The organism is Xanthomonas sp. 4461, assembly GCF_024806475.1.
GTDB classification, from domain to species: Bacteria; Pseudomonadota; Gammaproteobacteria; order Xanthomonadales; family Xanthomonadaceae; genus Xanthomonas; species Xanthomonas arboricola_F.
Genome location: NZ_JANTYV010000003.1, coordinates 410357 through 427365 on the forward strand (window position 1 = coordinate 410357; position 17009 = coordinate 427365).

A 17009-nucleotide genomic window follows, 5' to 3' on the forward strand; every position below is an offset into this window, starting at 1 on the left:
CGGTGTCCTCGCAAAGTAACAATAAAGTTAAACTGATTTAAGGGTTCAGGCATTAATTATGCCAAAATTAGAAATAAATCCGCTCACAATATTCGAAGCCTCGTTCTTGGATAAATAGACTTCATGAATGGTTATGGGCATTATTTCCTCCCACTGCAGCACGCCTTCCGCGTCAAGATTTTGATGGCTGACTTGCGCACCTAGTACCCTGACTCGATCTCCCCAGCAAACAGAAAAAACATAAGACCCGCCGTCTTCTAAGTTATAAGTTGATGCCTTATATCGTTCGTCCGGAGGCGGGTAATTGCCATGCGGGTCAAGTTCCTGTGGAAGTATCATCTCCATTATATTTTTAAATGCAATCGATGGAGGTTTGTTAAATAGACCTTCATCCTCTGGGAGAGATATGAGCGGGTGATTGGCATCGAAACAAAATGCATCGCCGCCTAAAGTGGCGACCCTTGCTTTCTCTGGTAAAAAGTTGCCATCAATGATGAAATGAAAAATACCATTCACGTGGCTCCCTGGATCAGTCCACTCATCTACAGGGGCAGCAAGAATAGCGAATTTGTGGGGGTCTCCAAAAACCATTTCGTTACCATCCTTTACCAGGTATGCCAAGGGATTTTCTTACATCATTAGGTATTCTGGATTTCTCAAGCGGTGATGACTTGTCGCCAGTACTGCCCGCCCAGTGCCACGAGCCATCATTAGCGTTAGTGAATGGGTGTACGTTACCCTGATCATCTTTAGCGTACCTTTTTTTACCTGAAATTACAGAATTTCCAAAAAAATCAAGCGAATTTTTTGGCTCGGTTCCTGCTGAGTAGTTATAGCTTGGCTGTCCCGGTGTGTGTTTTCCATTTGATCTGTAAGTGAGCTGATTGGCCGCAGTTGTATTGACTGCTACTGGTAAAGGACTGCCCCGTCCCAGATTGCTTCCTGAAAGAGCCCCTTGCGATATTGAGCTGGAATTCTCATCTCCGTTAGAACGCGGCGCAACACGAAATCCCTCATTCGTATTTGCCGCATTTAAGATTGCGCGTACCTTTGCGGAGGCTATTTCGGCAAGCCCAAAACCTATCGTGAGCGCGGTTTCTTTAGATCAGAGGCCATTTCTCTCAATTGAATTATAAGTGGATTCAGCCCGCTCACCAGTTGTTGCTACGAATCCCTCGATAGGCAGAAGGTAAACAGGCTCAAGGCCGTTTCCTTCAAAAACGTATTGCCTAAATGGCGCTCCCTGCACCGTGTTGACATAAGAATTCAGCGATTGTGCGCTCCTGAGCCAATCTTTCTGAAGTCCAAGTGTTTCTGCATTTGAGTAATCTTCCTTATAGCCGATCGCCTGCGTCATTTGCGAAGCACATGCCTCACTGGAAGGCGCAAGCGTACAAGCGAACTGCATTTGCGCGTCTTGAAGCTGTGACTTAGCGCTGGCTCGCGCGATAACTCCCTCTCTACAGGAGGCATCGCCATCGCAGCTTTCTAGCAGGCGCTCAACGATGGAAAGTTGCTCGTGGCTTAAATAGTTATTGGCGACTTCATTCATTGCTGTCGTACCGCCAGCCGTACCACCAACGGTTGCGCCGACTGTCGTCGATGCCAGTGCAGTCAATGAATTTGCCAGTACGCCATCCACACCGGCGCTCTTCAGTGCGCTGGCAACAGCGGGGGCCGTGAGTGTACCTGCCGCCGAGCCCGCAGCGCCTTGTAGGCCACCTGTCAGTCCGCCAACAGCTGCGTGTGCCAGCACTCGCAACGTGCCGTTGTTACCCCACTGACCTTCGAGTTGCTCTGCCTGACCTAACAGCGCAGCACGTTGATCTGGGTCGGTGGTCGTTTCTGCTTGCAGACGTAACAGCGACGCTTCCTTGGTCTTTTTTTCAGCATAGTCACCGATTTCCTTACTCGCCTGCTGCCCAAACGTCGCCGTGATCTCGGCCCCGGCACTGACCTGCTGCTGCAACTTCTGCCCGTTCCAGCCCTTGACCAGGCCGTTGGCGCTGTCGCCGGTGAGCACGTCGCGGTTCAGTGCAGCCAGCACATCGCTGACGCTCTGGCCTGTCTTGGCCTGTTGGCCTGTCTGGTCGGTGATGACCAACGTGCCGCCGCTGATGCCGCTGGTGGTCAGCGAGGTCTCGCTGCCACTCTTGCTCGAGTAGCCAGCGCTTGCGCCTTGCGCGCCGCTACCTTGGTTTTGCCAAGACCAATTGCTGCCGTTGTTGGTCGTCGGTGGCGTCTGGGTCTCGGTCTTGGCCCCATCCTTGCCGTTGCTGCCACCAGCAGCGTAGCCGCCCGAGAGACTGATGCCCTTGGCTTCGTAGCTACTCGTGTTGGTGATGTCGCTCACCGTCAGCGTACCGGTCTGCAGGCGATTGACGCCGGCATCCACCGCCGCCTGGGTGCTGGCGATCACGCCGCCCTTCAGGTCGGTGTTGCCGCCCACGCGGATGTTGAAGCCGCCATCGCCGGCCTGGATGCCGCTTTGCCAGCATGTTGCTGTCTTCGCCAGTGGCCATCAGTTCAAATGGTTCACTGAATGAATGATAAATCCAATCTATCTATTCTCCAATTTACTATATTTCCATCAAGAAATCCAAAATCTTCTATGAGCGCGTCGTCACAAAAAACTAATTCACCACAATCTACGCAGCTTCCCCGTAGAGTTCCAGTGACTATATAAGAATAGTCATCTCCGCAAGATTTAATTGATGGAATCGCTTCTCCAGATTTCTCAACAAAATAGTCTTCAAAAACCATCGCAATTACTTCAGCTTCGTAAGTCTTTCCTACCTCGATGGCATATGGGAGGTAACTGGCAAAGCATGTAAGTTGTTGACCATCTATGCTAACCGTCAACTCTTCTTCAATATTTTCACTCATGCCGATAATAGTTACCTGCTTAATCATTTTCTTGGCCTCACTGTCTTATTGGAATTATCTCCATTCAGCATCCTCCATAAGCTATTCCCACTTTCGACGTGAATGGTTGTTATTTCACCATTGGAATTCGTCCCGACAAAGCCAAACTTTGCCTTGCCCTTAGATGTGTTGCCCATAAACATAACGTATCCTGTTCTCACCTCGCCTTTGTAGGGATACTTTACTTTATCGCCATTATTGATTATGTCTTTTCCTGCCTGGAGGTAATCATCCGCTGACTCTGATCCAAACTCTTTTCCATGTCGTTCAAAATGATCATTTAATTTTTCCTGTGTAGCAAAGTTGCGATTTTCAGGAACCGTATCGACTGAATGTAGAGTGCTACTTGTTCTAACCTCAGGACTGTCGATGCCTTTACCAGGTCGGCTGCTAATAATTCCGCCACTCTCTCCAAGCCCGATGGGACCTTCAATACTATCAGCTATTAGTTGCCTGATTACCCAGTTGTCAGACCAATCCGTTCCTCTCAGATAGTCTAGTTTACCACCATGTTCCAAGCTGGAAAAAAGGTCTTGGTTTACGGCCCCGATCATTGTTGCTTCTTTTCCGTTGCTCGCAAACTGCTTTAAGACGTTTCCTTGCTTGACGAACTGTATCGCCTGTTCAATCGTTGTGCCATTCTGACCCCATGCGCGATCAGTTGCAGCCACAGCGTAAGCTAGATACGCACCTGAGTAGTCCGGTGCGAACCCCTTGATATTATTTGAGTTGATGCTGTTGTAGGTGGAAAAATTTCCGAGAATATACTCGCTATTGGTAATGTGGTTTGCATATGTATCTGTACCGCGCGCATCAAAAAGGACGCCACCTCCGATATCGCCAACGGTTGGCCCGAAGTGTTCAGAAAGACCCTTGAGAAAACCTGCAGCCTTGGAATCATTCTTAGCCGACGAATTGTTTGAGAATGCGCTGTCGATCTGATAAAGCGCGCGCTCTGTCAGACGTCGCTTCGCTTCCTCAATCTGATCCGGCGAGGGTTCCTCTCCGTCATTTAAATAACGGGCAAACGCTTCTGAGAACTTATTAATTGAATCCGCTTCTTTCGGGTGCAGCAGACGATTATTTGCGTCCTCATTGAACGCCGTCGCTGCGCCGGCAGAGCCGCCCACCGCAGCGCCTAGCCCAGCCGCGATGCCCGCACCCACCGCTTCTCGGACGCCATCAGGCAGGTTTTTGGTCAGCTCGTTGAGCATCGGCGCTGCCGTGGCGGCCGTGGCAGATCCAAGCGCACCTTGTGTTCCACCGCCTAGCAGTCCCATCGCGGTGTGCGCGGCCACGCGATACTCACCGCCTTCATCCCACTTGGCTGCTTCCTCTTCCTTGCCTTGTAAGCGCAATTCAGCTGCTTTGTTGGTCGCGTACTTGCCGACTTCCCTTGAGGCCTGCTGCCCAAACGTCGCCGTGATCTCGGCCCCGGCACTGACCTGCTGCTGCAACTTCTGCCCGTCCCAGCCTTTCACCAGGCCGTTGGCGCTGTCGCCGGTGAGCACGTCGCGGTTGAGCGATGCCAGCACGTCGCCGACGCTTTGCCCGGTCTTGGCCTGTTGTCCGGCCTGGTCGGTGATGACCAGCGTGCCGCCGCTGATGCCGCTGGTAGTCAGCGAAGTCTCGCTGCCGCTCTTGCTGGCGTAGCCGGCGCTTGCGCCTTGCGCACCGCTACCTTGGTTTTGCCAGGACCAGTTGCTGCCGTTGTTGGTCGTCGGCGGCGTCTGGGTCTCGGTCTTTGCGCCATCCTTGCTACCGCCGGCGGCGTAACCACCCGAGAGGCTGATGCCTTTGGCTTCATAGCTGCTGCTGTTGGTGATGTCGCTCACCGTCAGCGTACCGGTCTGCAGGCGATTGGCGCCGGCATCCACCGCCGCCTGGGTGCTGGCGATCACGCCGCCCTTCAGGTCGGTGTTGCCGCCCACGCGGATGTTGAAGCCGCCATCGCCGGCCTGGATGCCGCTTTGCTCGGTGACGCTGGCGAAGTCGCCGTTGACCTTGTTGCTGCTGTAGCTGGCGCTGGCACTGAAGCCCACCCCGAAGGTCACGCTGCCGCCCACCGCCTTGTCCTTGCTGGCGTAGGTGCTGGTGTCCTGCACGCTCTCGATGTTGAGGTCGCCGCCAATGTCAGCCAGTACGGTGTTGGCCGAGAGCACCGCGCCTTTCAGGTTGGTGTCGTTGCCGCTGATGAGGGTGGCGGTATTGCCGGCCGACAGGTGGCTGTTGCGCTGGGTGACGTCCATGCCATCTGCCTTGCCGCGCGAGCCGCTGGCGCTGGCGGTAACACCGGCGGCGAAGCCGTCTGCACCGTAAGTGATCGCTACGCCGATCGCTGCACTCTTGCTCTTGCTGGTGCTGTGCTGCTCGAAGGTGTCCTGCGCAGCCTCCAGGGTGATGTTGTTGTCGGCCGCCAACAGCAGGTTGTTGCCAGCCTTGATGTCGCTGCCGCGCACCAGGATGTTGCTGTCTTCGCCGCCGCCGGTAGCGATCAGGTTGACGTTGCCGCCTGCCTGCAGGGTGGAGCCCTTGGAGGTGGAGCTGCGCTGCTTGGTCTCGCTCTCGCTCTGGCTGCCACCCACGGTGACCGAGATGCTCACATTGGCCGCTTGTGCCGCACCCTTGGCGGTGTCTGCGTTCATGACGCTACTGGCGGCTTGGCCTGCACCGTAGGCGCTGTAAGCGGCAGACGCACCGGCCAGGGCCTGCATGCGCGAGTCGCCTTCGGCCTTCTTGCCGGCATCGGCACTGCTCATTGCCGCCTGGGCCAGATTGAGCGCGGCCGCGCTCAACGTCACCGACAAGCCGCCTTGCTTGAATTCGGTCCGCTGCTCGCTGCTCGAGGTGTCATGCACTTCGGTGATCGCGATGTCCTTGGCCTTGGCGGTGATGTCGCCCTGCAATGCCATCACGTCGCTGCCGGTGATCGCCAGTTTGTTGCCGGCGACCAGGGTGACATTGCCCTCCAGGCTGCCAACGGTGGTGCCGGTGTGGCTGACATCGGCGATGTCGGCCTCGGTCTTGACCGTCTGCTTGCCGATGGTGAAACCGATGCCGCCGCTGCCGAACAGCCCGGTCTTGACCGTCTTCTTGTCGTGCGCCTCGCTGTGCGTGCTCTGCGCTGTCTCAAGGGTCAGGTTGTTGCCCGCTGCCAGCACGACATCACCGGTGCCGACAATCTGCGTGCCTTGGGAGAGCAGGTCGTTGCCGGCGGCGATACGCACGCTCTCGCCACTGAGCGAACTGGTGACTGCCAGGCTATCGTGGGTTTCGTCGTGGGTGGTGACGGTCTTGCCGGATAATGCTTCCTTCTTGCGGATTTCCTTATCCACCACCGCGTCATGCTGCTCCTGCGTGGCCAGCAGCTTGATGTCGTTGCCTGCCGCCAGCGCGATGCCGCCGGTCTGGCTGGCGACCGCGGTCGAGGCCAGGGTGAGGTCGCGGCCGGCCTGCATGACGATGTTGTCGCCGGCACCGAGCTGGGTGCCGCGTACGCTCTCGTCGTAGCTCGATGTCGCCAGCGAATTGCTCTTGGTGACGGTACTGCGCTCCTGCGAGCTGCTGTCCACGGCCGCGACGCTGTTGATGTCGCGCCCGGCCTGCAAGGCCATGGCCTTGCCTGCGCCCACCTGCGCCGCGGTTAGATTCAGATCGTTGCCCGCTGCCAGCACCACGTCGCCTGCGCCCTGGATGGTCGTGCCGGCGTGGGTAGTCTCGCTGCTGCGCTGGAAATTGCGGTCGTTGGCGGTGGTGTCGGTGCTGCGCGAGAGCGTTTGGGTGCCGACGTTGAGGTTGTTGCCTGCCACCAGTTGGGTGAGGCCATCGGTGCCGGCGTTGCGTATCTGCGCAGCCTGCAGGTTGACGTCGCGGCCAGCTACCACCGACAGCACACCGCTGCCATTGGCGCCGGTGACGTACAGACCAGCCACGCGTTCGAGTTGGGTGGTGCTGTACTGGTGGAAGCCGCCGCCTTGCAGGGTTTCCACGGTGGAGGCCACCGTGACATCGCCGACCGCCTGCACGCTCAGCGCATCCACGGCAGTGACGCTGGCGCCTTCGATGCGGATGTCGCTGGCCGAGCGCAGCCCCACCTGGTTGCCGCTGATGCTGCCGCCCAGGTGCTCGATGCGCCCGGCATCGATGGACACCAGCTGGCGCCCGGCGATGGTGCCGGTGTTCTTCAGGCCGCCGGCCAGCGCGATGTCGACGTTGGCGCCGGCCAGCAGCGCGCCGCCACTGTCCAGATCGCCGGGACGCAACCGCAGATACACCTGCGGCACCAGCGCAGTGGTGGTGCTGCCGTCGGGCAGGGTGACCGTCTGCTCCACCAGCCAGACGATGTCGCTGGTGAGCTGGGCCATCTGCGCATCGGTCAGCGCAACACCTGGACGCAGGTTCCAGGCCTTGCCGACGGTGGCGCCGGCATCCAGCAATGCCTGGTACTGGGCTTCGTCGCTCTTGTAGCCGTCGAGAAAACGCCGGCCGGTGAGCTGGCCGATCTGCTCGCGCACCAGCTTCTGCTCGTAGTAGCCATCGCCCAGACGTTTTTGCAGGCTGTCTGCGGAGTAGCCCATCTGGTTGAGCAGATAGTCCGATCCGAGCCAGCTGCGGTAGTCGGTGAACTGCGGGTCGGTCTCGACCAGGTAGGTGCCGCTGGCGGGCCTGAGCGTGAACAGGCTACCGGTCGGGGCGCGTGTATCGGGCGTGCCCATGGCGATGCGGTCTGGCGAGCCGCCGGCGGCATCGACTACGCGTGCGCCCGTCACCGGGCCGCTGCTCCCTACGCCACCGACGCTGCCGGCACCACTTTGTCCTGCGGCCTGCGTTGCCGCAGCCAGCGCACGGTCGGCGGCATTGGTGGCCACGCCCCCCGGGCCAGCAATGCCACCCATGCCGGTGCCGGTCGGCGCTGCCTGCGACCCACGGATGTTGAGGTTGGCCACCGCGGCGCCATCGCGCACGTTGGGTGCGTCGCGCCCCTGATTGAGGTTGCTCAGGTCGCCGACATCGATGCTCAGCGTGCCGCCGCTGGTGATGGCACTGCCGATCTGACCGATCTGTTCGGAGATCGCTGGATTGCTCCAGCTGCGGGTCGTGCCGTTGTACGCAGTGGTGACGTTGCTGAAGCTGTGGGTGCGGAACAGCGTGTAGGCCAGGTTGGTCACGTCGGCGTTCTGAGTGAGCCCGGCGATCGACAGATCGCCGCCTGCGGCAATGCGGGCGTATTCATTACGCAAGCTATCGGTACCGATGCGCATCGTGCCGCCGGCATGGATGACCGCTTCTGGCCCCGCGCCGGGTTGCAGCACGTCTTCGACCACCGTGCGCGTCGCCATGCGATAACGCTCGTTGTCGCTGAGCCTGCCGCCGCCGGTGCCCTGGGGGTTCATCAGGATGTGGTCGGGATCGGTGTAGGCGAACTGTGCCCACAGCTGCACGCAATTGGTGGTGCAGGTGCCGTAGGCGTTTGAATAGCGCAAGGTATCGCTGTTGTAGCGGAATGCCGGTGAGCCGGGCTGAATCTGCGACAGCTCGCGGAAGGGGTCGTCCGCGCCCGCTGACACCTGGTCCGGATTGACCTGATTGTCCTGCCTGCCAGTGTAATAAATGGTCAGCGTGCCCGATTGAGGATCCATGCGCGATCGCTCGCCGGTGGCCTGATACATGCCGCCGCGCGCGAAGAAGTAGGCGCTGGTCTGCGGCGTGACGCGGATGACCGCGCGGCGCACCTGATAGCCATCCGGGGTGATGTAGGGGGTGTCTTCCAGGATGTCTTGCGGGTTGAGGTAGTACACCTCGGACGCGGCATAGTTGCTCGTCGAGCGGATGTTGGAGGTGTCGTTCTCGCCATTGTTGCGCCAGGTCGGCTGATCCAGGCGCACCGGGGCCAGCGTGGTGGTGGTCTGGGTGACCACCACATTCTGGCGGATGTTGTTGATGGTGGTGGCTTGCAGATCGAGATCGCCGGCCACCTCGATGGTGGAGCCGAGATTGTCGACCCGACGTGCGGTGCCGGTGGCGAGGCGATTGCCATCCAGCGCGCCGCCGATGGCGGCATTGCCATCGCTGTAGATCAGGCCGCGATCGGTATTGGTCAGTTGACCGACACCCAGGTCCAGGCGCTCGCGTGCGGCCACGGTGGCCACACGGGTGACACCGGCAATGGTCTCGGCACGGTTTTGCAAGGTACCTGCGGCGATCGCGACGTGGTCGCCATAGACGCGTCCGGTGCCGACGTTGTCCAGCGTGGCTGCCTCCAGGTGGGTCACCGCACCGTCGATCAGCCCACGGTTGACCAGCTGGCCGCCGGTCTTGATGTGCGTGATGCCCTGGCTACTGATTTCCCCGTTGACGGCGTTGTCGAGATTGCGCGCGGTCAGGTCCAGGTTGCCGGCGCGCAGGGTGCCCTGGTTGGAAAGGTCGCCTTCGGTCTGAATGGTCAGGGTGCCGTTGGCGACCATCTCCCCCGTATTGGTCAACCCCTCACGCAGGCTGAGGGTGAGATTGCTCTGCGACTGCAGTTGCCCGTCGCCGCTGAGGTTGCGTGCAGTCACGCTTTGGTTGCCATCCGACCGCAGCAGGCCGGCGCTGTTGGCGACGGCATCGGCCCGCATGTCCAGACTGCCGCCAGAGGAAATCTGGCCGCCTGCATTGTTGAGCGATGACGCCAGTTGCAGGTTGCCTGCCGCGTCGGTGATGACCTGCCCTTGCCGGTTGTCCAGCGATTGCGCCTGCAGCTGCAACTGGCCGGCTTGCAGACCCAGTGCACCGCTGCTGCGCGTATTGCGGTTATCCACGGTCGACGCATTCAAGGTCAGCACGCTGCCTGCAGCGACCAGGCCCGATTGGTTGTCGAGCGCACCGTTCAAGCCAAGGTCGACGTTCTGCCCGGCCTGCAGTCGGCCACCGACATTATTCATGGTGGTGCCGGTGAGCGCGAAATTGCCCGCGGCGCTCAAGGCGCCGGCGGCGCTGTTGTCGACGCTGGTCACCCTCAGGCGCGCATCGCCTTGCGCAAACACCGCGCCACCGCGGTTATCCAATGCACCGCCATCCACTTGCAGGCGGCCGCTGGCGAGAATGCCGCCATTGGCGCCGGAGCCGGTATTGGTAATCGTTTGGCCATTGGTCTGCAGCAACAAGGTTGCCTGCGACTGCAGGCGACCCCCGGCGTTGTTGAGCGCGCCGCTGCGGATATCCAGCGTGCCGATCTGGCTGCCGATGGTGCCGCCGGCGTTGTCCAGCAGTTGCGCCCGCGTGTCGACCAGCGCGCTGCCGCCAATGATGTTGCCTGCGCGGTTGGAAAGACCGGCCGATTCCAGGCGCAGTGCGTTGGTCGCCTGGATGGCTCCGCCGTTGTTGTCGATGGCGTTAGCGGTAACGAGCGTGAGGTCGGTGCCGGCGATGACGTTGCCGGCCGCGTTGTCGAGGGTGGCGGCTTCCAGAACGAGTTGGGCTGCACTGGACACCACGCCCTGTGCGCGATTGTCGAGCAGTCCATCCACGTCCACCTGCAACATGCCGCCGGCCGCGTGCAAGGTACCGGCCTGGTTGTCGATGCTTGCAGCGGTGACGTGCCCGTCACCGGCCAGCAGGATCTTGCCCCGCTGGTTGTGCAAGGCCTGGGCAATGCTCAGCGTGGACTGCCCCGTAGCTGCGGCCTGCAGCGTCCCTTGGGTATTGATGAGCGTCTGTGCACCAAGCGCCAGCACGCCGTTGCCGCCGATCGTGCCGCCGGTGTTGTCCAGCGTGTTGCCAATGCTCAGCCGCAGCTGTTGGTCACCGCTTGCCGACAGTTGGCCGCCTGCGGTGGTGAGGTTGCCGGTGTCCACCGCAATGGTGCGGGCAGAGGTGGTGGCATTGCGTAGATCGGTGCTCTGGCCGGTCACGTGCAAGGTGCCGTTGCTGATCAGCTTGCCGGCGTTACCGGCAAGTGTCTGTGCGTCGATCTGCAGCTGGCCGCTGCCTGCGTGCTGGATCGTGCCTTGTGTGTTGTCCAGCAGATCGCTGGTGAGCGACAAATCGCCATTGCCTGCAACGGTGCCGCCGGCATTGTTCAATGTATCGGCGTGGAGGGCGCTCGCAGTGCTGCCACTGGCGACAATGCGTCCGCCGCGGTTGTCCAGGGTCTGCGCCTGCAGCTGCACGCTGTCTGCGCCGATGGTTGCGTCACGGTGATCGATCGCGGTTGCCGCCACCGACAACGCGCCGCCGGTCACGATGGTGCCCTTGCTGCCGTCCAGCCGTGTGGCGGCGATCTCCAGGCCGCCGCTGCCGGAGTGGCTGAGCGTTCCGTCCTGATTGATCAGCTGATTTGCGCCAATGTGCAGAGCATTGCCGTTGCTGGCAATGCGGCCGTTCGCGTTGTCCAGTTGCCCGCTGATGTCGAGACGGCCGCTGGCGCTGCCAGCAGCGACCAGGCTTCCGCCGCGGTTGGACAGGGCCGCGGCCTGCACGGCGAACGCGCCGTTGCCGGCGATCGTGCCGCCATCGTTGTTGAGCGCACCGGTGAGGGTCAGGCGCAACGCATCGGTACCGGTCGCACTCAGCTGGCCGCCTGCGGTGCTGAGGCTGCCGGCATCGACGACGATGCGCTCGGCCTGGGTGGTGCTGCCGGCGCCCAGATCGATGTCGCCGCCACCCAGCTGCAGGGCCCCCAGGCTGAGCAATTTGCCGCCTGCGCCCTGGAGTGCGTTGGCCTCAACGTTCAAGGTGCCGGTACCGGCATGTTCGATCGCGCCGGCACGGTTATCCAACATGGACGCGCGCGCGATGAGATCGCCGCTGGCCGCAAGGCGGCCACCCTGGCTGTTGTCCAGCAGGTTGCTTGCATTGACCTGCAATGCAGCGCCATTGGCTGCAACGACCGTGCCGCCGCGATTGATCACGCTGCCGGCTTGCAGCTGCACCGCGCCATTGCCGGAAATGGTTCCGGCGCTGTTGTCCAATGCGCCCCCCACCACCAGCGTGACGGCTTCGCTGCCCGCCGCCAGGAGCGCGCCACGCTGGTTATCGACAGCGCCTGCGGCGATCGTAATGCCTGCATTGCTGGCGAGATTGCCATCGCGGTTGTCCAGGCCATCGCGCACGGTGAGCCGTAGCGCTTGATCGCCCAGCGATGTCACACGACCGCCCGCGGTACTGAGCGCATCCGCATCGATGCCAATCTGCTGGGCGGACGTGATGCCCTGTGCAAGATCGATGCGCCCACCATTGATTGCCAGCGCACCATTGCTGATCAGGCGTCCTGCGCGACCCTCCAGTGCAGTGGCATCGATGGCCAGCATGCCATTGCCGGCCTGTTGAATCTGGCCGCCCGCATTGCCCACCGTGCCAGCGCGAATGCGTAGATCGCCATTGCCGGCGATGGTGCCGCCATCGCCGTTGTCGAGGCGGTCGCGCACCTGTAAGGCCGCCTGCTGGTTGCCGGTCGAGAGCAGCGCGCCGCCGCGGTTATCGATGCTGGTCGCTTGCAAGTCCAGCTGTGTGGTACTCACCGTGGCATTGCGATGATCCACTGCACCTGCGCGCCAGGTGAGCGCACCCGGTGTAGCGATGCTGCCGCCGGCACCGGACCAGTCCTGCGCCGACAACGTCAGACCTTGCGTCCCGGCATGTTCGATGCGGCCCTGCGCATTGACCACTGCTTGCGCGCTGAGTTGCAGCGCTGCGGCATTGCTGGAGAGCACGCCGCCCTGGTTATCCAGAAGCCCCCGCACCTGCCAGGCGGCCGCCCCACTACCGGCATGGCGCAGCTCACCGCCGCGGTTGCTCAACGACTGTGCATCCAGGCCGAGCGTATTGGCCACCGTGAAGCGACCCTGGTCATTGGCCAACGCGCCAAGCTGCAGGTCGGCATCACCGTAGACGGCGAGCGTGCCGGCGCGGTTGCCCAGATCGCCGCGCGCAGTGAGTGCGGACACGCCCAGCCGCCCGCCGCTGTTGTCCAGCCCATTTGCAACCGACAGCGACACTGTGCCGCCGCCGTTGATGCGGCCGCCATCGTTGTCCATCACGCCGGAGATAGTCACTGCGCCTGCGGCAAGCGGCGCGACGCCGGGTGCCGGCCCGCTGACGGGAGGCGTCGTGCCGCCGCTTCCACCATCAATGCCGCCGGTGTTCTGATTGCCGTTGCCGCCGTTGCCGTTGCCGGGCGTTGCGCCGTCGCTTGGCGCGACCGCGGCGATTGCACCGATGCTGCCATCGGCACGGTTACGCACACTACCGGCATTCAACGCCAGTGCCTGCACGCCGGTCTGCTCGATCGTGCCGTTCTGGTTGCGTAATGCAGCTGCATCGATCTGCAGCCGTTGCGCATTGAGTACGCCGCCGCTGTTGTCCAGATCGGCCGCTGTAGAGGCGCGCAATTCGCGCGTGGCGCTCAACGTGCCTGCATTGGCGATACCGCCCGTGGCGGTGATACGGGTGTCCTGGCGCGATTGCAATGCACCGGTGTTTTCCAGCCGGCCGTCCACCGTGACAACCAGTTCGCCGGCCTGTGCGCCGATGTTGCCGGCATTGCGCACACCGACCCCCTGTTCGTTGCCAACCAGCCAGATCTTGTTGGCAAACATGCCGCCCAGCGCGCCGACGTCCAGTGCGAAGGTGGGTGCCTGACCGGTAGCGGCTTGTGGCGCGACACGCGTTTGATCGGCGCTGACCACGTTGTTGCCCAGGCTGGCCTGCAACTGATTGGCCCAGATGCCCGCATTGACCTGCAACGAGCGGGTGATCAGATCGGTGTAATCCGCGCCGCTGGTATCCAGGCCGGCGCCGCCTACCTGGATGGCGCCGCCGGTCACGCGGTAGCCTTCCAGCGCCCCGCCGGAGAGGATGGGCGTGCCGGTGGTCAGCGTCACCCGGCTGGCGTTGAGGAACCCGCCGCCGTCGACCTGGATGCCGGACGGATTGGCAATGATCACCTCCGCACGGGGTCCGGCGACTTCCACGTATCCGTTGAGCCGGCTCGCTGGCCCGTTGACCTCATTGAGAATCACCCTGGCGCTGCCGGTGGCAAGCCACGGATTGCCCTGCACCCAGCCGCCTAACTGGGTCTGGGTTTGCCCGCGCGCATTGTTGAGGATGGCGCCTTCGCGGCCGACGTCGAACTGCGAGTAGCGGTTACGCGAGACGCCCGCTGCCGACGGCGTGGTGATGTTGACCATCGGCACGCCATTGGGAGCGGTCAGCACCGTCGGGCGTTCGCCGCCTGGCGCAGCGGGATCGGCCACGATACGGCCAGCCGACTGCGCCTGAGCGATGTCGACCACACTCACCAGGCCAAGGGCGCATAACAGCGCAAATTGCAGCGGCTCCATCGTGCGCCTGTGCACACGCGCGGTAGCGGCACCCTTGCTGCCACCGGGGGCACGTACCAATTCCGATGCCACTTGCCACACGCGCAGGGCACGGTTGAAGACCAGGCGATAGATGCGATTCATGTCACTAATCCTTGTGGAATGTTCAGTAGCGCCAGGACAGGCTGAAACCGAAGGTGGTGTAGTCGGTCGGGAAGTTCGCGGGCTTTTCCACTGCAGAACCGACAAAGCCGTCCAGCGACACGTGCTGCCAACCGCCGCGCAGGCCCAGGCTCATGCCGGCCAGATGGTCGCCGCTCTGAAAGCGCGCGGACTGCCCACCGATGTGCCCGTAATCGGCGCCCAGATACGCTTCGAGCCCGCCGCCGAGCGCCAGGCTGAGGTCATTGCGCAGCGACCAGCCACGGTCGCCGCTGAGCGTCAACTCGCCATCGAACCCGCGCACGGTAAAGCGCCCACCGATCGCAAAACGGTCCTGCGGTGCCAGTGGGGTGCGGTTCCACTGCGCGCGCCAGGAGGCGCTGTAGCGCAGGCGTTGCGAACCAAGCTGGAACGGCACCGCCAGCTGGGCATCGGCGACGATGAGTTTCAGGCGCGAGGTGCCTTCGAGCGGAATCGAAGGATCGAAGGCGTTGGCGAGTTCTTCCGGCGCGCGCAATGCATCGAACGCACCGGTACCGCGCCGATAGGCGACGCTCGCGTCCAGGGTGACCTTGCCGAGGAACTGGCGATGATTCAGGCCCAACTCCCAGCCGGCGGTGCGCCGCCGCTGCACTTCGATCTCGGTATCGTCGATGGCGCTGGTGGACTGCCGCCACCAGCCGCGCCCATATGCCCCGACCTTGATCGTGGCATTGCGAAACAGCAGGCGATCGATGCGCGCTTCGGCATTGCGACTGCGCCCGCTGTAATCGTAGGTCTCGATCGCGCCGGCCACCGCCTGGCTGTAGTCGTATGCGCTGGCGGTGACGCCGAACAGCCAGTAGTCGTAGGGCACGTCGTAATGCACCGTCCAGCTATCGGTGTCCTTGCCGGCACCGTTGAACACGCCCTTGCCGAGGCTGACGTAGAACAACTCGTTGAGGCCCAGCGGATTGTCGAGCGACAGCGTACCGTTGGCCTGCAGTTTGCCGGTGGCATCGCTACCGGCATCGTCCAGGCTCAGGTTGGCGCGTACACGTGACCGCTGTTGCCATGAGATGGCCAGATCGCTCTCTCCAGGGCCGGTTCCCTGGCCCTGGGCAGGGGCGATCTGAATGTCGGCGACCACCGTCGGCACACGCTGGAAGTTCTCCAGGCCCTGCTCGATGTCGCGCAGGTTCAACAGATCGCCACTGCGTGCAGGCACGGCATTGGCGATCGCGGCGCGTGCGGACGCCGGGTCGCTGAAGCGAGCGGAATGCACGCGTCCGGGGACCAGCGACAACGTCAGGGTGCCGCCGGTGAGATCCTGCGGCGCGGCAAGCACACGCGTGGTCACATAGCCGCGTGCGATGACCGCGTTCTGCACGCGTTTCATCACCAGGTTGATGCCATCGGTGCCCAGGCAGCGGCCTGTGGCGGGATCTTGCCGGGGATCGGCGGCTTTCAGCGACCAACGAAATTCATCCGCATCCTGCCCATCGAGCACGATGCGCCCGATCCGGAAGCATGGCGACTCATGGGTGGGAAGCCGTTCCACACCATCGTCCGGGGTACGTTCCAGGCGCACATCCGGCCGCGCCTCCTGCTGCTCGCGGAGCACACGCTCGCGCTCCTGCTGTCGCAACAACTCCTGCGCGGCGGGATCGGCGATCTGTTGCGCAGAAACCTGGGCTGCCGTGCCCGCAAAAAGCGCAATGCACCACGTGGCACGCATGCGTGCCCTTCCTTTTGTGCCTGAATCCATGTGCAGATAACCGCCCGACTCGATAACGACCTACCGACGCTTTCGCGTCGCCCCTAACGATATTTTAATGCAGGCGGAAGAGCTTGCCTGTAGGAAAAATCCTGACCTTCTATCGCCGGGCGTTATACGAGCACGATTAATTAATCTGTCGAAATGAAAGATATAGCCTCGTTACGGTGGATCCTTGTTTTCCAGAAATACTGGTTTGAGGATCCATTTGATTAAGCTATGGAAGGCGGTTATTCAAATAAAGCCGCTGGGTCCAGCTGTTTTGCCTTCTGCACGCCAGCGGTCATTTGACGTCCGGATTGAATCGCTTGAAATTCTGGCTGCGCTGCCCGGAGTGTTTGTTGATCTGCGCTGCGTTTGACGTGATCGGGCCGGATCACGTCTGCCATGATGGCACTCCACCGCTTTGAATATCCGGCCAGGGTCTGCGGCAAGGCCAGGGCGACACCCGCAAGGCATCGACGTGGTTCAAACGCTGGGTTGATGGTGTCGTGCACATGACACAACAGGTATGTCCCAAGACATGTCTTGCGCCACGTTCTGTGACTTACCCGACCTCAGCCACTGCTCGCTCTTGCGCCCGCCTTGCTTCACCGCTGCGCTTGTTTGATTTTCGTCAACTCCACCGACACACGGTATTCGCAACCAAGGTGCTTGACTGCATGGGTCAAGAATCGTTGCGGAGTTGCGCATGAGTGCAGTCACAGGTAGCAGGGTCGGTCGGGCGTCGATCCGACAGGGGTCGAGGCGGCTCGGCGTGATCCAGGCGGATATTGGATCGGCGCTACATCGGTACGGCGCTGCAACGCGGCGGCACGGCGCGTGCGGCATGGCTTCCATCGTCACGGTGCGTTCGCGCGCCGCTG

6 protein-coding genes are annotated in these 17009 nt (G+C 61.7%); all 6 read right to left on the reverse strand.

The annotated features are described in order from the left end of the window. Positions 1-45: 45 nt before the first annotated feature. Complete coding sequence (locus FHY19_RS14085) at positions 46-621, reverse strand: immunity 42 family protein (protein WP_259166786.1); 576 nt, start codon at positions 619-621, stop codon at positions 46-48. A 484-nt stretch (positions 622-1105) separates the two neighbouring features. Further along, entirely contained in the window at positions 1106-2449 is a 1344-nt protein-coding gene (locus tag FHY19_RS14090; RefSeq protein ID WP_259166788.1) for a hypothetical protein, read from the reverse strand. Between the two features lie 86 nt (positions 2450-2535). Further along, the gene (locus FHY19_RS14095) at positions 2536-2913 is read right to left on the reverse strand and encodes a hypothetical protein (protein WP_259166790.1); all 378 of its coding nucleotides are present in this window, start codon (positions 2911-2913) and stop codon (positions 2536-2538) included. Further along, positions 2910-14369: a hemagglutinin repeat-containing protein gene (locus FHY19_RS14100; RefSeq protein ID WP_259166792.1), complete on the reverse strand. Its 11460-nt coding sequence runs from the start codon at positions 14367-14369 to the stop codon at positions 2910-2912. The genes FHY19_RS14095 and FHY19_RS14100 overlap by 4 nt, the downstream gene beginning before the upstream one ends. Positions 14370-14391: 22 nt before the next feature. Next, positions 14392-16134, reverse strand: coding sequence for a ShlB/FhaC/HecB family hemolysin secretion/activation protein (locus tag FHY19_RS14105; protein WP_259166793.1), 1743 nt, complete (start codon positions 16132-16134; stop codon positions 14392-14394). Between the two features lie 239 nt (positions 16135-16373). Then, positions 16374-16532, reverse strand: coding sequence for a hypothetical protein (locus FHY19_RS14110; protein ID WP_259166795.1), 159 nt, complete (start codon positions 16530-16532; stop codon positions 16374-16376). Positions 16533-17009: the final 477 nt, after the last annotated feature.

Coding starts and splice junctions, on each gene's coding strand:
- FHY19_RS14095 (WP_259166790.1), bottom strand. CDS start 2,913: ATGATTAAGCAGGTAACTATTATCGGCATGAGTGAAAATATTGAAGAA.
- FHY19_RS14110 (WP_259166795.1), bottom strand. CDS start 16,532: ATGGCAGACGTGATCCGGCCCGATCACGTCAAACGCAGCGCAGATCAA.
- FHY19_RS14100 (WP_259166792.1), bottom strand. CDS start 14,369: ATGAATCGCATCTATCGCCTGGTCTTCAACCGTGCCCTGCGCGTGTGG.
- FHY19_RS14105 (WP_259166793.1), bottom strand. CDS start 16,134: ATGGATTCAGGCACAAAAGGAAGGGCACGCATGCGTGCCACGTGGTGC.